18 protein-coding genes and 1 pseudogene are annotated in these 19993 nt (G+C 69.0%); 10 read left to right on the top strand and 9 right to left on the bottom strand.

From position 1 onward, the window contains the following. Positions 1 to 422 precede the first annotated feature (422 nt). Both purL and CPZ01_RS05410 read left to right on the top strand, forming a co-directional pair. Positions 423 to 2666, top strand: a complete 2244-nt coding sequence (gene purL / locus CPZ01_RS05415) for a phosphoribosylformylglycinamidine synthase subunit PurL (RefSeq protein ID WP_096393789.1) — start codon at positions 423 to 425, stop codon at positions 2664 to 2666. Positions 2667 to 2826: 160 nt separating this feature from the next. Continuing rightward, on the top strand, positions 2827 to 4014 hold the full coding sequence (locus CPZ01_RS05410) for an ABC transporter ATP-binding protein (RefSeq protein WP_096393788.1): 1188 nt from the start codon (positions 2827 to 2829) through the stop codon (positions 4012 to 4014). A gap of 52 nt (positions 4015 to 4066) precedes the next feature. Here the strand turns inward: CPZ01_RS05410 and CPZ01_RS15365 are convergent, their stop codons facing one another. The 3 genes from CPZ01_RS15365 to CPZ01_RS05400 form a co-directional block, all read right to left on the bottom strand. Beyond that, positions 4067 to 4216 (bottom strand): DUF7550 family protein, encoded by a 150-nt coding sequence (locus CPZ01_RS15365; protein ID WP_172863932.1) that lies wholly within the window; start codon positions 4214 to 4216, stop codon positions 4067 to 4069. A 124-nt stretch (positions 4217 to 4340) separates the two neighbouring features. Then, positions 4341 to 6536, bottom strand: coding sequence for an LUD domain-containing protein (locus CPZ01_RS05405; protein ID WP_096393787.1), 2196 nt, complete (start codon positions 6534 to 6536; stop codon positions 4341 to 4343). After that, entirely contained in the window at positions 6537 to 7043 is a 507-nt protein-coding gene (locus tag CPZ01_RS05400) for a LutC/YkgG family protein (protein ID WP_096393786.1), read from the bottom strand. A 185-nt stretch (positions 7044 to 7228) separates the two neighbouring features. On the opposite strand from CPZ01_RS05400, the gene CPZ01_RS05395 reads away from it, so the two are divergent. The 4 genes from CPZ01_RS05395 (at position 7229) to CPZ01_RS05380 (ending at position 10046) form a co-directional block, all read left to right on the top strand. Further along, a complete protein-coding gene (locus CPZ01_RS05395) occupies positions 7229 to 8941 on the top strand; it encodes an L-lactate permease (protein WP_096393785.1) in 1713 nt (570 codons plus the stop codon). 84 nt (positions 8942 to 9025) lie between these two features. Further along, positions 9026 to 9310, top strand: a complete 285-nt coding sequence (locus CPZ01_RS05390) for a hypothetical protein (RefSeq protein WP_096393784.1) — start codon at positions 9026 to 9028, stop codon at positions 9308 to 9310. Positions 9311 to 9405: 95 nt separating this feature from the next. Beyond that, the gene (locus CPZ01_RS05385; RefSeq protein WP_096393783.1) at positions 9406 to 9717 is read left to right on the top strand and encodes a DUF433 domain-containing protein; all 312 of its coding nucleotides are present in this window, start codon (positions 9406 to 9408) and stop codon (positions 9715 to 9717) included. 2 nt (positions 9718 to 9719) lie between these two features. Further along, a complete protein-coding gene (locus CPZ01_RS05380; protein ID WP_096393782.1) occupies positions 9720 to 10046 on the top strand; it encodes a DUF5615 family PIN-like protein in 327 nt (108 codons plus the stop codon). A gap of 54 nt (positions 10047 to 10100) precedes the next feature. On the opposite strand, the gene CPZ01_RS05375 is transcribed toward CPZ01_RS05380, so the two are convergent. The 5 genes and pseudogenes from CPZ01_RS05375 to CPZ01_RS05355 all read right to left on the bottom strand — a co-directional run bounded on the left by CPZ01_RS05375 (position 10101) and on the right by CPZ01_RS05355 (position 13438). Further along, complete coding sequence (locus CPZ01_RS05375; protein ID WP_096393781.1) at positions 10101 to 10376, bottom strand: hypothetical protein; 276 nt, start codon at positions 10374 to 10376, stop codon at positions 10101 to 10103. Between the two features lie 61 nt (positions 10377 to 10437). Further along, positions 10438 to 10597 (bottom strand): annotated as a pseudogene (locus CPZ01_RS15750) (PIN domain-containing protein); the annotation flags it as partial. 153 nt (positions 10598 to 10750) lie between these two features. Next, positions 10751 to 11344: a DUF1102 domain-containing protein gene (locus CPZ01_RS05365; RefSeq protein ID WP_096393780.1), complete on the bottom strand. Its 594-nt coding sequence runs from the start codon at positions 11342 to 11344 to the stop codon at positions 10751 to 10753. A 337-nt stretch (positions 11345 to 11681) separates the two neighbouring features. Beyond that, positions 11682 to 12671: a hypothetical protein gene (locus CPZ01_RS05360; RefSeq protein ID WP_096393779.1), complete on the bottom strand. Its 990-nt coding sequence runs from the start codon at positions 12669 to 12671 to the stop codon at positions 11682 to 11684. 179 nt (positions 12672 to 12850) lie between these two features. After that, positions 12851 to 13438: a DUF7344 domain-containing protein gene (locus tag CPZ01_RS05355; protein WP_096393778.1), complete on the bottom strand. Its 588-nt coding sequence runs from the start codon at positions 13436 to 13438 to the stop codon at positions 12851 to 12853. A 322-nt stretch (positions 13439 to 13760) separates the two neighbouring features. Between CPZ01_RS05355 and CPZ01_RS05350 the strand changes: the two genes are divergently transcribed. The 4 genes from CPZ01_RS05350 (at position 13761) to CPZ01_RS05335 (ending at position 19051) form a co-directional block, all read left to right on the top strand. Beyond that, positions 13761 to 15317 (top strand): DUF1102 domain-containing protein, encoded by a 1557-nt coding sequence (locus CPZ01_RS05350; protein WP_096393777.1) that lies wholly within the window; start codon positions 13761 to 13763, stop codon positions 15315 to 15317. 111 nt (positions 15318 to 15428) lie between these two features. Further along, positions 15429 to 16364 carry a hypothetical protein gene (locus CPZ01_RS05345; RefSeq protein ID WP_096393776.1) on the top strand — a complete coding sequence of 312 codons (936 nt, stop codon included), beginning with the start codon at positions 15429 to 15431 and terminating at the stop codon, positions 16362 to 16364. Between the two features lie 185 nt (positions 16365 to 16549). Next, a complete protein-coding gene (locus CPZ01_RS05340) occupies positions 16550 to 17713 on the top strand; it encodes a signal peptidase I (protein WP_096393775.1) in 1164 nt (387 codons plus the stop codon). Between the two features lie 3 nt (positions 17714 to 17716). Beyond that, positions 17717 to 19051: a DUF5305 domain-containing protein gene (locus CPZ01_RS05335; protein ID WP_096393774.1), complete on the top strand. Its 1335-nt coding sequence runs from the start codon at positions 17717 to 17719 to the stop codon at positions 19049 to 19051. Positions 19052 to 19082: 31 nt separating this feature from the next. Here CPZ01_RS05335 and CPZ01_RS05330 read toward each other — a convergent pair whose 3' ends face one another. Beyond that, the gene (locus CPZ01_RS05330; protein ID WP_096393773.1) at positions 19083 to 19973 is read right to left on the bottom strand and encodes an NAD-dependent epimerase/dehydratase family protein; all 891 of its coding nucleotides are present in this window, start codon (positions 19971 to 19973) and stop codon (positions 19083 to 19085) included. Positions 19974 to 19993 lie beyond the last annotated feature (20 nt).

Genomic DNA, 19993 nt, shown 5'->3' with positions numbered 1-19993 from the left:
GTCGCCTGCGCCCGCCTCACGGCAGCGTGGCGCTACGCGCCACGGGCAACCGGCGGCGAAGCCGCCGGTGACTGCCCCTTTGAGTCCCGCCCCGCACAGCACAGCACCACCGGAAGACGGTCCTGCTCGCTCACTGCGTTCGCTGCGCGGGCTGCGACTTCCGTACTCCCGTTCGCTCCCTCCGGTCGCTCACGGGACCGCAGCCTCACACCTCCCCAGCCTCGTCAGTCGCCGTCGCTTCGCTCCGGCGACTGACTCCCTCGCGCGTGCTGGCTCGCGGCCCGGCGGCCGCTCGCAGGCACGCGCCACCGCACATGCACCGCGGGCCGTTCTCGCGTCGCATGGGCGTCGCGGTCGCTGTCGATGACCACGAACGTGCGTATAGAAAAGCATTAGAACCGGCTCGGTAACCACGTAAGTGAATGAGTCTGTCCGATGCGGACCGCGAGCTCGTGACCGCGGAGCTCGGTCGGGAGCCGACGGCGGCCGAGGCCGCGCTGTTCGAGAACCTCTGGAGCGAACACTGCGCGTACCGCTCCTCGCGGCCCCTGCTGTCGGCGTTCGACAGCGAGGGCGACCAGGTCGTGGTCGGCCCCGGCGACGACGCCGCGGTCCTCGCGCTGCCCGACCCCGAGGCGGCGGACCGGCCGGCGAGCGAGCGCGACGCCGACGACTACGGCGACACCTACGTCACCTTCGGCGTCGAGAGCCACAACCACCCCTCCTTCGTCGACCCGTTCGACGGCGCGGCCACCGGCGTCGGCGGCATCGTCCGCGACACGATGAGCATGGGCGCGTACCCGATCGGCCTCCTCGACTCGCTGTACTTCGGCGGCTTCGACCGCGAGCGATCCCGCTACCTCTTCGAGGGCGTCGTCGAGGGTATCTCCCACTACGGCAACTGTATCGGCGTCCCGACCGTCGGCGGCAGCGTCGCCTTCCACGGCGGCTACGAGGGGAACCCCCTCGTCAACGTCGCCTGCGTCGGCGTCACGAACGAGGACCGACTCGTCACGGCCACCGCCCAGGAGCCGGGCAACAAGCTGGTCCTCGTCGGCAACGGCACCGGTCGCGACGGGCTCGGCGGCGCCTCCTTCGCCTCGGAGGATCTCGCCGAGGACGCCGAGACCGAGGACCGCCCCGCGGTCCAGGTCGGCGACCCCTACGCGGAGAAGCGGCTGATCGAGTGTAACGAGGCCCTCGTGGACGAGAATCTCGTCCTCTCGGCCCGCGACCTCGGTGCGGCCGGCCTCGGCGGCGCCTCCTCCGAACTCGTCGCGAAGGGCGGGCTCGGCGCGCGGATCGACCTCGACAAGGTCCACCAGCGCGAGCCGAAGATGAACGCGATGGAGATCCTGCTCGCCGAGAGCCAAGAGCGGATGTGCTACGAGGTCGCGCCCGGCGACGTCGACCGCGTCGCCGACCTCGCCGAGCGGTTCGACCTCGGCTGCTCGGTGATCGGCGAGGTGACCGACGGGAACTACGTCTGCGAGTTCGCGGACGACACGGACGCCGATCCGGCCGACCGCGAGGTCGTCGTCGACGCGCCCGCCGAGTTCCTCGCCGACGGCGCCCCGATGAACGACCTCGCGAGCGAGCCGCCGAGCGAGCCCGAGCGCGACCTCCCCGACGAGGAGCCCCCGCTCGACGAGGCGGTCGCGGCCGTCCTCTCGGCCCCCTCGACGGCGAGCAAGCGCTGGGTGTACCGCCAGTACGACCACGAGGTCGGGACGCGGACCGCGGTGAAACCGGGCGACGACGCCGCGCTGCTCGCAGTTCGCGAGACAGAGCGGGAGGACGATTCCGCCGACGGCGTCGGCCTCGCGCTCGCCTCCGGCGCGAACCCGAAGTGGACCGCGGTCGCGCCGTACGAGGGCGCCCGCGCCGTCGCGCTGGAGAACGCGACGAACCTCGCCGCGACCGGCGCGGTCCCGCTCGCGGCGGTCGACTGCCTCAACGGCGGCAACCCGGAGAAGCCGGACGTGTACGGCGCGTTCGAGGGGATCGTCGACGGGCTCGCGGACGCCTGCGCCGCGCTCGATACGCCCGTCGTCGGCGGCAACGTCTCGCTGTACAACGACAGCGTCGAGGGGCCGATCCCGCCGACGCCGACGCTCGCGGTGCTGGGCACGACGCGGGGGTATTCGGCCCCGCCGGCCGCGCTCGACGCCGACCGCGCGGGCGACTCCGAACTCCTCCTCGTCGGCGCTGGCGGCGACGCGCTCGGGGGCTCCGAGTACCTCGCGCACGCCGGCGGGAGCGACCGGTTCCCGACGCTGCCCGACGAGTCCGGCGCGGCCGACGACCTCGGCGGCCTCGTCGCGTCGCTTTCGGCGGCCGCCCGCCACGAGTCGACACTGGCGGCCCACGACGTGAGCGAGGGCGGGCTCGCGGTCGCGCTCGCCGAACTGGTGACCGACGACGCGGGCGTCGAGGCGACGCTGCCCGACCGCGTCGCGGTCTTCGACGAGACGCCCGGCCGCCTCCTCGTCCAGACGACAGAGCCCGAGGCGGTCGCGGCGGAGGTCGGCGACCTCCCGGTCTTCCGGCTCGGCGACGTGACGACGGACGGCACCCTCTCGCTGACGGTCGACGACGAGTCGATCGCGCTCTCGGCCGACGCGGTCCGCGACCGCCGCGACGTGATCGAGCGCGAGCTGGCCTAAGCCGGCGCGAGGCGGCGGACGAGCGACGAGCCCCGCGCTCCGTACCCCCGCGACCAGCCGATTTCGACGGCGCGAGAGCGAGCGATACGCTTTTAGGTACTCCTAAAGTATGTGTCGGCAACTGCGGGACGCCGGTTTCCCCGGTGCCCGCCACTCACTGATGGCATCCACGGAACCAGTCGGCACGACGCGCTCGGTCGAGTCGGACGACGCGGCGGCCGAGGATTCGGAGGACCCGGCGGTCGAGCACCGGGCGAGCGCCGCCTCAAACGACGCGGCGAACGACGTCGCGGATCCCGTCCTGTCGCTGTCGGACGTCACGAAGGCGTTCGGCCCCGAGACCGCCGTCGACGACGTCTCGCTCGACGTTCGCTCCGGCGAGCTGCTGACGTTCCTCGGCCCCTCCGGGTGCGGCAAGACGACGACGCTGCGCACCATCGCGGGCCTCGAAGAGCCCACGGAAGGGGAGATCGCGCTCGGCGACGAGGTCGTCGCCGGCGACGGATCGTTCGTCCCCCCGGAGCGGCGCGACGTGGGCATCGTCTTCCAGAACTTCGCCTTATTCCCCCACCTCACCGTCCGCGAGAACATCGCGTTCGGACTCGCCGACGCCGACGCCGCGGAGAGCGAGGCGCGCGTCGACGAGCTGCTCGAACTCGTCGAGATGGTCGACCACGGCGAGAAGACGCCCGACCAGCTCTCCGGCGGGCAGAAACAGCGCGTCGCGCTCGCCCGCTCGCTCGCGCCCGAGCCCGAGGTGCTCCTCTTGGACGAGCCGTTCTCGAACCTCGACGTCCGCCTCCGCGTGGAGATGCGCGAGGAGGTCCGGCGCATCCTGAAGGAAGCCGGCGTCACCGCGGTCTCGGTCACCCACGACCAGGAGGAGGCGCTCTCCATCTCCGACCGCGTCGCCGTCATGAACGACGGGAAAATCGAGCAGGTGGGCCGCCCCGAGTCCGTCTTCGAGCGCCCCGAGTCGAAGTTCGTCGCCTCCTTCCTCGGGCGGGCGTCGTTCCTCGAGGGCGAGCTCCGCGACGGGAAGGTCGACACCGGGATCGGCCGCTTCGACGCCGTGACGCTGGAGGGGTACGACACCGTCTACGACGGCGCGCCCGTCGACGTCCTCGTGCGTCCCGACGACCTCCGCGCGACGCCGGCGAGCCCCGAGCTCGCCGACGGCGTCGTCACCTCGCGGCAGTACGTCGGCCCCTCGTTCGTCTACCGGGTCGAGCTCGACTCGGGCGAGGCGGTCCACTGCCTCCATAACCACGTCGAGGAGTTCGAACTCGACGAGCCCGTCTCCTTGGAGCTCACCGCGGACCACCCGCTGGCCTGGTACCCGCGGTAGTCGCACCGCTACACCGCGTCGGGAACTATTTCACACGCAGCGAACGCTGCGCTCAGAAGGTCGCGAGGAACGGGATCGCGTACGCGATCAGCAGGCCGACGAGCGTGACGGCCGCGCCGATGCCGACCTCGCGGCTGCCGAACTCCTGCATCGGGGCGGTCACGCGCGCGTCCGGGTCGGGCTCGTGGGAGTGGTCGTCCATGCTCGCGGATCCGGCCGGGGGATACATAAGCGCACCTGAACCCGACGGCGTCGGCTCTCCCGGGTGCGGGTGGGACAACCCGGGTCTCATCGCGCGGCGCGGGAGCGTCGCCGGTGGGGAGCCGTCACCGACGGTCTCGCCGCGCGTCGAGGAGCCGGACCGGGTGGGCGGGCCGCCGCGTGAGCAGCGCGTCGAGCTGTTCGAGACAGGAGGTGCCGCTGGCGACGACCGTCCGGTCCGCGGTCTCGTCCGTCGTGAACTGGTCGGCGAGCGTCTCGCCGACGTCGACGCTGAGGTCGTAGTACTCGGACTTGTAGCCGAAGCTGCCGGCCATGCCGCAACACTCCACGTCCGAGGTCGCCACGTCGAACCCGGCGTCGTCGAGGACCGCCGTCGTGTACGGCTCCAGGTCGAGCGTGCGCTGCTGGCAGTGGCTGTGGTAGGCGACCCGCTCGCCGTCGCCGCCGGGGAGCGCGCCGAGGTCGGCGCCGTTCTCCAGCAGGCCGTACACGTACTCCATCACCTCGTAGCTGTTCCCCCTCAGCGCCTCGTACTCCTCCGTCGGGAGGAGCCGCTCGTACTCGCGGTGGAACATCGCCAGGTCGGACGGCTCGATCACGACCACGTCCCGGTCCGCCGCGACCGCGGGCGCGAGCGCGTCGTACACGCCCTCGGCGTTCGACCGCGCGGTCGCGACCATCCCCTGCGAGAGCGGCGCGCGCCCGCTCTCCCCGGCGGCCGGCACGTCGACGTGGACGTCCAGCGCCTCGAGGACGCGGACGGCGGCCTTCCCCCGCTCGGTGCGCACGTAGTTCGTGTACGCGTCGGGGTACAGCGCGACGCGCTCGCGCGCGGCGTCGGGGTCGACCCGCGACCCGCGGTCCGCGAACCAGTCGACGAGGGACTCGCGCTCGAACTCCGGGAGCTCGCGGCGGCTGTCGACGCCGAGCGTCCGCTCTAACACCGACCGGGCGGGACCGGCCCCGGCGACCCAGTTCGAGAGCGGCGCGAACGCCGACCCGAGCTTCGCGAGCGTGTCGAAGTTCCCGAACAGCCGCTTCTGGAGGTCGACGCCGCCCGGGTCCTCGTCCGGGGTGAGCCCCTCCACGAGGAAGTCGAGGTCGCCGTCCTTCCCCCGGTTGATCCGGTCGCGGACGACGGTGTTGATCCACGGGATGTCGATCTTCACCGGACACTGGTTCACGCAGCGGCTACACCCCGTACAGAGGTCGTTGAACTCGGCGGCGCTGTCCTCGCCGTGGACGCCCGCCTCCCAGCCGGTCGCGATCCCGCCGGAGTACGTCTCGCCGCCGAAGGCGTGGCCGCCGACGTGCTGGAAGTTCGCGCAGGAGTTCGCGCACGCCGAACACCGGATGCAGTACAGCGTCTCCCGGAGCTGGTCGTCGTCGCGCATCTCCATCCGGCCGTTGTCGATCAACACGAGGTGGAAGTCGCGCCCGTCGCCGGACTCCAGCGCCTCGTCGCCGAACGTCGGCGAGTCGGTCGGGGGCGTGAAAAGCGAGACGTAGGAGGTGATGTCCTGCCCCGTCCCCGACCGGCCGATGAGCTCGACGAACGGCTGGAGGTCCTCGACGCTGGGGATCACCTTCTCGACGCCCGCGACCGCGACGTGGGTGTCGGTCGCCTGGACGCACTTCCGGGCGTTGCCCTCGCTCGTCACGAGCGCGAGCGACCCGGTGTCGGCCGTGACGAAGTTCGCGCCCGTCATCCCGACGTCGGCGTCGCGGATCTTCTCGCCGAGGTGTTCGCGGGCGAACCGCGTCAGCTCCTCGGCGGTCTCCGGCGGGTCCTCCGGGTCGAACACCTCCTCGAACAGGTCGGCGATCTCCTCGCGCGACTTGTGGATCGCCGGGGCGACGATGTGCGACGGGGCCTCGTCGGCGATCTGGAGGACGAACTCGGCGAGGTCGGTCTCCCAGACGTCGGCGCCGTCCGCCTCCAGCGCCTCGTTCACCTCGATCTCCTCGCTGGTCATCGACTTCGACTTCACGGCGGTGCGGCCGTCGACGACCTCCGTGATGTAACGGTTCGCGTCGGCGGCGTCGTCGGCGAGGTAGACGGTCCCCCCGTTCGCCTCGACGGCCTCGGTCACCTCGTCGACGAGCTCCGGGAGCCGCTCGATGGCGTCCTCCTTGATCGCCCGGGCCTCGTCTTTCAGCCGCTCGTAGTCGTCGAGCTTCGCGGTGGACTCGTAGCGCCCCTCGTTGAACACCCGCGTGTTCTGCTGGACGCTGTCGCCCTCGGTTTCGAGGAGGTTCCGGATATGCTCGGCCTTCTGCCGGCGGTTTTCGGCGCTCATCTACCTGTCCTCCAGTAAGACGACGGTGACGTCCATCGGCCCGTGGGCCCCCTTCACGAGCGCGCCCATGTCCGCGGTGGCGCTCGGCCCGGTCGCGATGATCGACTGGCCCGCGCCCTCGCGGACGTCCGCGGCGAGGCGGTCGAACGCGGCGTCCATGTCCGGGAGGACGTCGTCCGCGCCGACGACCGCGACGTGCTCGTCCGCGTACAGGCTCACCGGCTCCTCGCCGGCGGCCCCGCCCTGGATCACCACGGAGCCGTAGTCTGCGATGCCGTACCCGGCGGCGGTGACCCCCGTCGCCGCGGCCTCGAGCTCCGCGACCGTCGGGTCGGCGTTCACGCTCTCGGGGAGCGAGACGCCGTCGAACGGGAGCGGCGCGCCGACCGCGGGGTCGTCGAGGAGCGGCGCCAGCGTCGACTCGAACCCGCCGGCGGTCGTCCGGACGCACTCGACGCCGACCTCGTCGAGCGACGACTCGAAGGTCGCGATTGACTCGGCTGACATACGCCGTAGTTGCTACAACAGCCTAATGGGTGTTTCCCTGTACGCGGTTCCGGATCCCGATATATAATATATTTTTATTATCATTTTCCCGTCCGGTACGCCGATCTCCGGAGCTACTATCGTTCAAAAAGAAAGTTACATATGGATCCTTGTGAGACACCCAGACACGGTCGTAATACCCAACTATGACCAACGTTCTCACACTGGCGTTCGTCGGCGTCATCCCGATCGCCGTCGCGTTCGTCCTGCTCGCCGGACTCAGGTGGTCGGCCGCCCGCGCGATGGGGGTCGGGTGGTTGCTCGCCGGCGGGATCGGGCTCACCTACTGGCGCATGGAGCTCGACTGGCTGGTCGCGTCGGCGGTGTACGGCGCGTTTCAGGCGGTCGACATCATCCTCATCGTCTTCGGCGCCATCCTCCTGATGAACTACCTCGAGGGGAGCGGCGCCATCGCCACCATCAGGTGGTACTTCGGACAGATCGAAGAGGACAGACGCATTCAGGTGCTGCTCATCGGGCTCGGCTTCATGACGATCATCGAGGGCGCCGCCGGGTTCGGGACGCCGGGCGCGCTCGCCGCGCCCCTGTTCATCGGCCTCGGCTTCCCGCCGCTGGCCGCCGCGGTGTTCGGCCTCTTCTTCAACGCGCCGAACCCGCCGTTCGGCGCGGCCGGGACGCCGGTCATCGGCGGCACCGGCGCCGTCATCGAACCGGCGCTGTCGGGGTCGGTGAGCGTCTCCGAGTTCCTCTCGATGGTCTCCGCGTGGTCCGGCGTCGTCACGGGGGTGACGTACGTGTTCTGGGGCCTGCTCGGCGTGTTCTTCCTGACGTACTGGTTCGGCGACGCCGACGGCGGCCGGAGCCTCGGCGGCGCCGTCCGCGACACGCTTCCGATCGCTCCGTTCGCGGTCCTGCTCGGCGCCGTCACCGGCGGGACGCAGCTGGTCGTCGCGTGGGTCGTCGGCCCCGCGCTCCCCGACATCGCGGCCGGCTTCGTCGTTCTCGGCGTCGGGCTCCTGCTCGCGAACAACGACGTCCTCGTCCCCGACCGCGAGTGGGACTTCCCGAGCGACTCGACGTGGAGCGACACCTGGCTCGGCGGGCTCGACCTCGACGAGATCTCCCGCGACCAGCCGCAAAAGGAGATGTCGGTGCTGCTGGCGTGGACGCCGTACCTGCTCGTCGCGCTCGCGCTGCTCGCCACGCGGTGGCCGGACCTCACCGTCGCCGGCACCGAGGTGCTCGCGTGGATCCAGAGCTTCTCGGTCAGCATCGACTCGATCCTCGGCACGGAGCTCGGCTACACGCTCCAGTACCTCTACCTCCCCGGCACGATGCCGTTCATCCCCATCGCCGTCCTCACGGGGCTCATCCACAGGATGGACACCGACGAGATGGGGGCCGCGTGGCGGCGCTCGGTCGAGCAGGTCGCGCCCGCCGCGCTCACGCTGATCATCGCGGTGTCGATGACGCAGGTGATGATCCAGTCGCAGACGAACACCGCGGACCTCCTCGGCATGATGGAGGCGCTCAGCCGGGCGCTCGCGATCGGCGCGGGCGGGCTGCTCCCGATGATATCGCCGTGGATCGGCGCCATCGGTTCCTTCATGACCGGGAGCAACACCTCCTCGAACATCCTCTTCAGCGTGCTCCAGTACAACGCCGCCGAGACGGTCGGCCTCTCCCGGACGATCGTCGTCAGCCTCCAGAACGTCGGCGGCGGCCTCGGCAACATGGTCTCGGTGCTGAACGTCGCCGCCATCTGCGGCGTCGTCGGCATCACCGGCCGCGAGGGCGACCTGCTCCGGAAGGCCATCGTCCCGATGGCCCTGTTCGCGCTGTTCGCCGGACTGTTCGGAATGCTCCTGAGTTACGTCCTCGTCCCCGGGCTGTTCTGACCCGGGACGGAGCGTTTTTCGGAGAAACGCTTTCCCGCAGCCGACTCGAAACGTGGGTCGAACGACTCGACGTCGAAGACCGCTATGAGCGACTCACAGACACCTGAAGAGGGCTCGGCCGGAAGTGACGACAGTCCCGAGCGACCGCCCCGCTACGAGCAGGTGATCCGGTGGGCCGAATACATCAAAGCACAGCCGCCGGAGGTGTGGGGCCCACAGCAGAACGCGGTCGTGAACGGCGGGATCGAGAGCGCACAGGCGGTCGACGTGAGCGTCGAGGAGAAGCGGGCGATTCGGGAGTTCGCGGACGACGTGTTGGAGGCGGAAGGAGAAAACGGCGAGACGGAAGTGGGGCCGAGCGAGGAGTAGCTACCTGCTGGAGCGTACTCGGATCGATCCGGTTCATCAGCGCCGTGTCGGTAAGCGCCCGAAGGACTAAACGGATATCGGCCGTATCTCGGTGTATGGCTTCAATCGTTCAGGACGACGAGATTCGTTCCGGCGAGCCGCGCGTGGAGGGAACGCGGATTACCGTGCGCGACGTCAAGCGGCGCGTGATCGATGCCGGGGAGGATCCGCACGTCGTCGCTGGTGAGTACGAGATATCGATGGCCGACCTCTTCGGCGCGCTCGCGCACTACTACGAACACCGCGACGCGTTCGAGAGCGACGACCGGGAGACAGAGCGGCGACGGCGCGACGGCGAGCGACGGACGCGCGCCCTCGTCGACGAACTCCGCGGCGAGAACTCGGGGTCGACAGAGGACGCAGCGTAGTCGTGTCGCGGATCCTCGCCGACGCGAACGTGCCCGAAGAGTACGTCTCCGCGCTCCGAGGCGACGGACACGACGTCGTGTACTCCCGGGAGATATCTAGACTGGGTCCGGAGGCGACCGACGACGCGATCGCGGCGTACGCCGAATCCGAAGCGATGGCGATCCTCACGACCGACGTGAAAGATTTTGCCGACCGTGACGCTTCCGTCCCGGTGTTCGTCGCACCGCAGGACATGAGCGGCGGGGCCGTCCGCGCGGCGGTCGCACGCGTCGAGGCGCTACCGTTCGATCCGGCGGAGACGGATCCCGTCTGGCTCTCGGCGCTGTGACCGCCTCGTCGTACACGTGATCCGCGTAGAGGACGCCGGTGTCGACGAGGACAGTCATCCGTAGAGGATGTCGTCGATGTCCTCCTCGTCGGTCTCGACCCCGGAACTGACCCGCCCCTGCCCCATCCGCTCTTTCTCTTCCTCGCTCAGGGGAAGCGTCGACGAGCGGAAAGAGTCGATCACCTCGTCGCGGGAGTCGTACGCGTCGCTAATGAGCCGCGAAAGCAGCTCCTGCTGGGTGACGCGTTTCCCGGTCCGAAGCCGTATCTCCGCCTGTAGCTCTTCGAGCCGGGACTTCGCGTCCTCGTCGACTTTGACTGTCGACGCCATGCCAGCGAGTTGCTATTAATACTAAGTAAACGTTTCTTCCAATTGAACCGCCCCGACTGCTTCAGTTCGACTCGAACGACTCCAACTTCCGGACGATACTCGCGTACAGGTCTGGCGCGACGTACCAGCCGCAGTCGATCATCGCGTCGATCGCCTCGCATCCCCTCGGCCGACAACTTCCCGCGCTTCACCGCGGAGAGGACGACGTACGCCGTCCCGCGCGCAACCCGATGTTCGCTTCGGTCGGTACAGGGGACCGTCTAATTCTGGAACATACTCGATCGATAAGACTCCCCACAGGAATGTCTGGGGAGTGGCGAGAAACGCACCTGCCTAATACAAGAATCTCGGAGATTTCGCTCTCCGAACGTATGTTACTCGCTATTCTCAGCGATGATGGTTATGCTGCCGGTTTCCCATTCCGCGGGGTTATCCGGCATCTCGTCGGGCGTTTCGATGTACACGCCAATACTCGCGTAGGTCCCAGCACTAATGCCGACGTTTCCTTCGCTCAGGTCCGTGTCTCGGCCGCCCGCATCGCCGACCTCCCAGTAGAAGCGAATACTATCGGGATTATCGAGACCGCTATCGTCAATCGAAATTCCGGCGACATTTCCGTATTCGTCGAACTGTCCAGCGTGTTCGATTGCGAATACTCCGTCGAAATAGTACTCTGAGTTTTGAGTAAGCCCTTCTGCGCCGTCGTTGAGGAATCCTCCGCCGGGCTGGTTTGCTTCCGAGTTGAACTGGAGTTGGAGTTCTCCGTCCTCGGTTTCGCTCGCGTACTGACTGTTCTGAAGTCCCTCGTAGCTCGTGTCTAGCCCGACGAACCCTTCAGAGTCGTCAGCAATCGCGACACTTACACTCCGTCCGCTAACGGTTGCCTGTGAGAACGCACCCGTCCCCGTCGCCGCCGCAGTTCCAGTTGCCAATGCGCCCAGCCCGACCACAAATTTGCGTCGTTCCATGGGTTGTCTACCTCTGTTACCGCACACGACCCGCCGGGGACACGAGACATCCCGTGTCACCCCGGGTCGCTCTACTTCACCCATGGGGCGTATCTCATATCGTTATGAGCGACCGGAAGAACCACCGCCGAACCCTGAAACACGTTCACAGGCACTCTGACACTATTCAGGAACCTCCTTCGACCGCTCTTGCCCAGCCAGAACCGTCGTGTTAGCACCCGCTTCAGCATCAACAGGTCTCTGAAACAGTGTTGAGCCGACATCGAAGGAAACGTGACTGGACGAGCGCGACGCTCTTCAGCGTCGTACTCGAAGACGCCGCAGATACGATCGGGCCTCAGTCGTCGACGAATTGCTCGTAGAAGGAAGCGTCCTCTAGCTTGACTGTCCCGTCTGTCGTCCCGCTGTAGTTGTCGCTGTCTCCAGACGCCGAAGTCTGCCCGCGGTCGAATACGCCGCTGATCCCCTTGACCTCGATCCCGACGATCCGTTTGCCGTTGTCGAGACTGTCGTCGAAGTCTTTCAGTTTGATCTTCTTGTCGGCCGAGACCTCGGCCTCATCAGTCTTCTTGACTTCCCCACCGTCCTCGTAGTAGGCGCTCGCCGTGATTTCGGTGCTACTGTTGCCTCCAGCCGACGCGGTTTCCGGACTGCTGTCGCCCTGTTGCGTGTTGAGAACGACGCCCGAATTCCCGGACTTGAACTCCACGCCGGAGACGGTAGCAGTCCCGTTGTCGTCGTCCGCTTCGATCCTGAGTTTGAACGCTCGCGTGTCCCCGAAGATACTCGCCGAGACTCCCGTGTCCTTGGTCCCGCGGACGCGAACTGTGATCTCAATCTCGTACTCGTCAGGCGGACCGTGTACGCCCGCCGTCACGTAGGCATATTCTCCGGGACCGAACGCGTACTCGTCACGGACCGGCCCGCCGTCCTCGAAGGGCCCGCGACGGACCTCGCTGTCGCCCATCTGTTCGTACTCGTCGTCGGTCGACAGCTCGACCGCTAGGTCGCTGAACAGGTCCTTGTTGCCTGCGAAGTCGATCCCCACGATACCGATCCCGGAGTTTTCCGGGAACCGATTCGCGACTCTGAGGAGCGTGACTCGATCACCATCCTCGACGGTGATCGACTTCTTCTCTTCGCCGTCATCGTCACTCAGCTCCTTGACTTCCGGGAGCGCCATGTACCCCACGTACGCGTTCTCGTCCTCGACGACGGACACCTCCACAGAGCGGTCCGCGCTCGCGCTGGAGAAGGCGCCGGTGCCGGTGCTGAGCGCGGCCGACCCGGTTCCGCCGAGCAGGAGAATGAGATTGCGTCGTTTCATGATGTGCGTGGGTCCAACACTGGGTTACTGGTTGACAACACGTGTCGCACACTTAAGGTTATGAGCCGTCGGAAGCGGGTATCGGACCGCTTGAACGCCCGTGACATTGGCCTGAACCCCGTTCTCGCCGCCGACCGCGGGACCTCGGTCGCCCGCGCTCCGCTCCGGTCCCCGGTCGCTCACTCGTCGCCCACTTCGGGCGGCTCCTCGCCGCGGCCGACCTCCATCTCCGCGGTGTAGTACTTGTGGGCCAGCGCCGAGAACGCGAACGCGACGACGATCGCCAGCGTCCACGCCATCTCGGGGAGCAGCGTGAACGGCCACACGCCCACCCACACCGCCGAAACGAGCGCGGCGGCCACGCCGGAGAGCCCGAGGTAGTACTCGCTCCACGGGATCTCTCGGCCCTCGACGACGTCTAAGTACACGTCCACGTCCGTCAGCGCCGGGGTCGGCTCGACGACCCCGCGCGCCTTGTTGAACTCCACGACCCCCGCGTCGTCCATCTTCGGCAGGTGCGACTGCTGAAGCGCCGTGTACACTCGCTTCCGCTCGCTGCTCGATATCTCGGCGGTGTCGATCCCGTTTTCCCAGGCCGCGATCTGCTCCGCCATCTCGCCGATCTCGACCGCGTCGTCCGGCTCGCGTTTCAGCAGGTGTACCGCGAACCGCCGCCGCTGGTTGGCCAGAACGTCGAACAGATCGTCTTCGGAGATCTCCGCCGCCGGCTCTGCCCCTCCCGTCTCGATCTGCTGTGCCGACGCCATTTACGTCAGACAAATATGAACACACCAACATAAAACCACAGGTTGTGATAACTCGACAACGTTTATTTGCGTTCACGATTCCCCACGCGAACGAGACTGAAACGCCCGTATAATCGGGTTTGAGTGTGTTTAGTCGGTGTCTCAAATCCCGAACGGCTTATTTGATCACGATACAGGATGTGAAATTCTCATATTCCAAATCACTTTTCGGGCCGGTGACTCCGCGGTCTCGCGTCGCTCTTGGGTCCCTTGACGAACCCCTTCGAAACTTCAAGCACCGCATAACCAAGACCGTCCGACGGTAACGATCGACCAGTCACACATGTCTACTGCCCGTCGAACTCTCCTCATCGCAGTCCTCGTCGCGGCCGCCGGAGGGCTCGTCTTCGCGACGGGGGCGGCGGTGGTCGACGGGCCGGGGGACACGTTCGCAGAGGAGCGCCTCGCCGTCCACCCCGTGGACGGCCCCAACGACGCCTACGCGTACCTGAACGACGACGACGAGATCGTCGTCGACGTCTCGGGGTCGAACCCGAAACTCCCGAGCGACTTCGAGGGGGTCAACCCCGGAACGCTCGCCTCGGCCGACGGCGTGTTCACGATCACCTACACCGCCGACGAGTACGCCCGGGTCTGGATCGAGCACCCGGAGGAGAACGTCACCTTCGTTGCCGACGGCGAGTCGATCGAGGGCGAGGCGAACAACGTCACGCTCGGCCCGGAAGAGACCGTCGCGGTCGGCCTCGAGGTCGACGCGCGCGGCGCCGTCGCCGGCACGCAGCTCGGCGGCGACGACTTCGACATCCGCGCCGAGATCGCGGAACCGGAGTCGATGTCGTCGAACGCGGACGGCGAGGAGGAGGACGACGACGGCGACGGCCTCGTCACCACTGTCCGACGCCCCGCGCCCGCCAGCCGGGCGTTCGAGGGACGGGGCCTCTCCCCCGGCGAGGGGGTGACCTTCGACGCGGGCGCCATGGAGATCGTCGGCGACGACGTCACCCTCGACCGCGTCCGGATCGAGGGCGTGACCGGCGGCGACGTCGCGTTCGAGACCGTCGGGCGACCGGGGCCGTTCGCGTCGGCCGGGCCGCTGAACGACGCCCTCGGCGCGGCGCCGAACGGCTACTTCGAGTTCGACCACGCGTTCACGGCCGAGGAGGTGTCTCGCGTCCGGTTCTCGGTGAGCGTCGACCGCGAGTACCTCAACGAGACGGGCGGCGACCCCGACGACATCTCGCTGTACCGCCGGTCCGAGTCGGCGCCCGGCGGCTGGGAACGGCTGGAGACGGAGCGCGTCGACCCGGCCGTCCGTCGCCTGCTCGACCTGCCCGAGGACCGGATCCACGTCACGGCCCCGACCGACGACTTCTCGGTGTTCGCCGTGGCGACCGACCGGGCCCGCATCCGCGCGACCGACGCCTCGCTCGACAGCGAGGCGGTCGACGCGGGCGAGTCGGCCGTCGTCCGCGCGACGGTCGCGAACGAGGGGCGCGACGACGGCGCGCGCGACGTGACGCTCACCGCGGACGGCGAGCCGCTCGCGACGCAGCGGGTCGAGCTCGACCCGGACGAGACGGCTTCCCTCGCGTTCGAAGCGGCCTTCGACGAGCCGGGGACGTACGATCTCGCGGTCGACGGCGTCTCGGCGGGGACGCTCGCGGTCGGCGACCCGGCCGGTGACGGCGACGAGGACGACACCGCGTCCGTCGAGGGAGGGACGGATGACGGCGGCACGGCGGCGCCCGACGGCGACGCGTCCGGTCCGCCCACCGAGGAGCCGAGCGGGATCGACCCGTCGAACCTCGTCGGACTCGCCGTGTTCCTCGCCATCGTCCTAGCGAGCGTCGCGCTCGTCCGGCGGATGCCGCGGTCGTGACGCCCGCTCGCGTCGGTGCCGGATGCCGGTCGCGCGGACGCCGGTCGACGGTTATCGCCGTTGGATCTCGGGACCACAGAAATTAACCGAGGGTCGCGGAAGCACACACGCGTGAGCGACCTCTCGTCGGAGACTGACCGTTCGGTCCCGGGCAGGGACGGGAGCGACGGCGCCGTCCGCGACCGCGACGCGCGCGGTCGATCGGGATACGCGGCGTTCCTCGACGAGCTGTCCGCCCGCGCTCGCCTCATCGACCTCGTCGCGCTCTGCCTCCCGCCGACCGTCCTCGTCGCCGTGTTCGCTCTCCCACGAGCGACCCGCCGGTCGCTCGCGTTCGCGTACACCGACCCCACAGTGTCCTCGGCGTTCACGGCGCACTACGTCCACCTCGGCGCCGACCACCTCCTCGGGAACCTCGCCGGGTACGGGCTGCTCGCCGGGACCGGCTACGCGCTTGCGGTCCTAAGCGGCCGCCGGCGCCTCTTTTTCACGGCGTTCGTCACCTACCTCGGCGCCTTTCCGTTCGCGCTGTCCGCGCTGAACCTCGCCGTCCCCCGGAACGCGATCGGCTTCGGCTTTTCCGGGGTCAACATGGCGCTCGCCGGACTGCTTCCCATCGTGTGGTACTGTTACGCCCGCGAGCGGTTCGCGCCCGGTGCCTCCGTCGCCGCGCTGCCGGCGGTCTTCTTCGCGCTCGTCGGGTGGATCGCGCTCCTCGCGCTACCCGTCTCGACCGCGGGTATCGGTCTTGCGGGCCTGTCGATCGGGGTCGCGGGCGCGCTCCTCGCGCTGCTGTACGCGGCCAGCAGCGGGGTGCGGCTCCCGCGGTCGATCCGGGCGCACGCGAAGTCGGTCGCCTCGCGGCCCGGCTACGGCGACCTGCTCGCCGTCGGCGCGGTGGTGGCCGTCGGCTACCCGGTCGTCGGGTTCCCCGCCGACCCCGCCGGCGCCGGCAGCGTCGTGAACCTCTACGTCCACCTCCTCGGGTTCTGTCTGGGCTTCATCGGCCCGTTCGCGCTGCTCGCGGGCGGCGTCTTCGACGAATAAGGCCACTCGCAACCGTCTGGACTCGCCTCCACCCACGAACTTATTAGGACACGCCGCCGTTCAGCGATCGACGGCTACCTGACGCTCGGGCGACAGGAACCGCTTCGCGGCGGTAGCCGCCCCGAGATCGCCGGCGCCCTGCGATCGCCGCTGCGGCGAGACTCCTCCGACCCGAGACCGACACCATGTCCATCAAACGAACGCTGTCCGTGGCCCTTCAGGCGGCCGCGGTGCTGGTCGTCGTCTCGCTCGTCGTCGGCCAGTTCCTCGGACAGCCGATACTTCTCAGCTACGTCGAGACCGGGAGCATGCAGCCGACGCTCTCCCCCGGCGACGGGTTCGTGGCGATCCCCGCGCAGATCGCGGGCGAGATCGGGCCGGGCGACGTCGTGACGTTCGAGGCCCAGGAGATACAGGGCGGCGGCCTCACGACCCACCGAGTCGTCGAGGAGACCGAACGCGGGTACATCACCCGCGGGGACAACAACCCCTTCACCGATCAGGACGGGGGTGAGCCGGTCGTTCAGGACGCGCAGATCGTCGCGAAGGCGCTCCAGATCGGCGGTGGCGTCGTCGTGATCCCCCATCTGGGTACCGCCGCCATGGGCTTCCAGTCCGCGCTCGGCGCGGTTCAGACGCGGCTGGCGGTGACGTTTGGTGCCCGAGCGTTTCTGGGGACGCAGGGGCTGGCATACATCGTCTTCGGGCTGTCGATGGTCGCGTACGCGGTCGACTGGTACCTCCACGCCGGCACGCGCGACCGCGGCTCGCGCGACCGCTCCCGCGACGACGGCACCTCCGTGTTCGCGATCCTCGGCGTGCTGGCGCTCGTGCTGATGGCGACCGCGACTGCCGCGATGGTCGTCCCGGCCGGGACACAGGAGTACGGCGTCGTGAGCGCCGAGTTCGAGTCGGAGAACCCGACCGTCATCGAGAGCGGCACGAGCCAGGAGATAGAGTACGTCGTCCCCAACTCGGGGCTCGTCCCCGTGTACGCGTATGTCACGCCGGCCAGCCCGGGCGTCGACGTCGACCCGCAGCGGCTCTCGGTCGGCAGTCGCGGCGAGGCGTCGACGACGGTGACGCTGTCGGCGCCCGACGAGACGGGGTACTACCGCCTGTTCGTCGTCGAACACCGCTACCTCGCCGTGCTGCCGCCCGGGATCGTCGACGAGCTGTACGGCGTCCACCCCTGGGCGCCGCTGCTCGTCATAAACGGGCTGCTCGGCGGCGGCATCGTCGCGGTCGGGCTGCTGCTGCTGCGCGGCGAGCCCGCCCGGATCCGGTCGCGCGACTCGCGCGAGCGCCCCCCGCTCTACAAGCGACTCCTCCGCGAGCTCTACAGGTAACACATGTCCGCAGACGCTCCCAACGAACGCCGACTTCGACTCCGCGCCGTCCTGAACGCACAGTCCACCGCGATCCTCGTCGCCTGTCTCCTCCTCGTCGCGGTCGGGGCGGGGCTCGCGTACACGACGCACGTCGACCCCGGCACGGAGACGGAGCGCCGGACGGTCTCGTCGCTCACCGTCGAGAGCGAGTACCGACACAGCGCGACGGTGACGGAGCCGAACGCCGTCTTCGAGACCGGCACTGTGCTCGACGGGCGCGACACGTACTTCACGCGGGTCGCGCCGGAGCTCGACGTCACCGTGGCGACGAGCTACGCGGCGTCGACCGCCGAGAACGTCACCGTCGAGCTCGCCTCGACGCTCGTGATCCAGAACGTCGGCGAGGAGGGGACCGTCTACTGGCGCGAGACGGAGCCGCTCGCGTCGGAGACGGTCTCGAACGTCGCCCCCGGCGAGCCGGTGAACGCCTCGTTCACGCTCAACAGCACGGCGATAGACGGGCAGGTGGCCTCGATCGAGGAGGAGCTCGGCGCCTCTCCCGGCGAGACGGAGACGTTCGTCACGACCGAGGTGGCCGTCGACGGGTCGATCGGCGGCGTCCCGACGGCGTCGACGCAGACGGTCGACATGACGATCACTCACGGGGGGGACACCTACTCCGTCGACGAGCCCGGCGTCCAGTCCGACACGACGGAGCGGACAGAGCCGGTGACCGTCGAGCGGGAGTACGGCGTGCTCCGGTCGTTCGGCGGGCCGCTTCTCCTGCTCGTCGGCCTCGTCGGCGCCGGCGGAATCGGGTACGCGACGCGGGAGTACGACCTCGCGCTCACCGACGCGGAGCGGGAGTACCTCTCCTACCGCGACGACCGCTCGGAGTTCGCGGAGTGGATCACGACGTTCCGTCTCCCGACGTCGGTCCACGACCGCCCGACCGCCGAGGCGGGGTCGCTTCGCGACCTCGTCGACTTCGCGATCGACAACGACACCGGCGTCGTGGAGGACCCCGAGACCGGCGCGTTCCACGCGGTCGCCGGCGAGTTCCTCTACACCTACCGCCCGCCGGCCCCGGAGGCCGCGGACGGCGAGGGCCCCGCCGACGCCGAAGCGGTCGCCGACGCGGACCAGGGAGCGACGGCGGCGGCGAGTCCGGACTCGGCCGCGACCCCCTCGGCTCCCCCCGAGGACGGCGACTCGCCGGACCGCGGGGTCGACGCCGCCGACCTCGGCACCCCAGACGTCGACGTACCGGACGAAGGAGACGTCTGGGCGACGGACTCCCGGCCGACCGACGCCGACGCGGCGGACTCGGACGAACGGGACGACGACGGCGACTGATTCTCCCCGACAGGCTCGCCTCGACCCCCGTTCAGTCGCCGTCCCCCTCCGATTCGACCTCGTCGCGCCAGGAGTGTTCCGGCTCCCACCCGAGCAGCCGCTTCGCCTTCGAGCAGTCGAAGACGGACTCGTCGCCGTCGAGGTCGCAGTCGGCGGGGAGGCCGCCGTGGACCGCCTCGATCGTCGCGGCGGTGTCGCGGCCGAGGAAGTTCTCCGCGGCGACGATCAGCGCCGCCTCGTGGCCGTCGACCTCGGTCTCGGGGTCGATCGCGGCCTCGATCGCGGAGACGACGTCGCGCACGTCGACGGACGACCAGCAGTTACCGCTCGGCTCCGCGGTCGCGGGGTCGAACTCCTCGCGCGCCTCGCGGCGCCGCTCGTCTCCCGGGTAGGTCACCCACGAGAGGCGCAGCGAGACGGCGGGGACGCCGTGCCGGCGGGCGGCCGCGGCCGCGACCTCCTCGCCGACGACCTTCGAGAGGCCGTACGGGTCCTCGGGTTCCGTCGGCGTCTCCTCGTCGATCGGGAGGCGGTCGGGGAGCCAGTCGTCCGCGGCGAAGACGGTGCCGTAGCAGCTCTCGCTCGACGCCCAGGCGATCCGGGCGCCCGCGGCGCCGGCGGCGTCGAAGACGTTGTACGCGCTCTCGACGTTGTTCGCGAACACGCGCGAGCCGGCGTGGTCCTCGGGGTGCGGGATCGCGGCGAGGTGGACGACCGCGTCGGGCGCGGCGGCCTCGACCACCTGACGCGTCTCCCCGTAGTCGGTGAGGTCCGCCGCCACGTAGTCGACGTCGTCGCGGCGCTCGTTCGTCGGGGGCGCTTCGCGGTCGACGGCGACGACCTCGCGGCCGGCGTCGGCGAGCGCGTCGACGGTCCACGCGCCGACGCCGCCGGCGCTCCCGGTGATCAGTACGGTGTCCATGTCTCCGCGAGCGCGTTCGG

The organism is Halorubrum trapanicum (genome assembly GCF_002355655.1).
Taxonomy (GTDB): Archaea; Halobacteriota; Halobacteria; order Halobacteriales; family Haloferacaceae; genus Halorubrum; species Halorubrum trapanicum_A.
The sequence above is the reverse complement of the archived record's forward strand: the minus strand, read 5'-3'. Positions and strand labels throughout refer to the sequence as shown.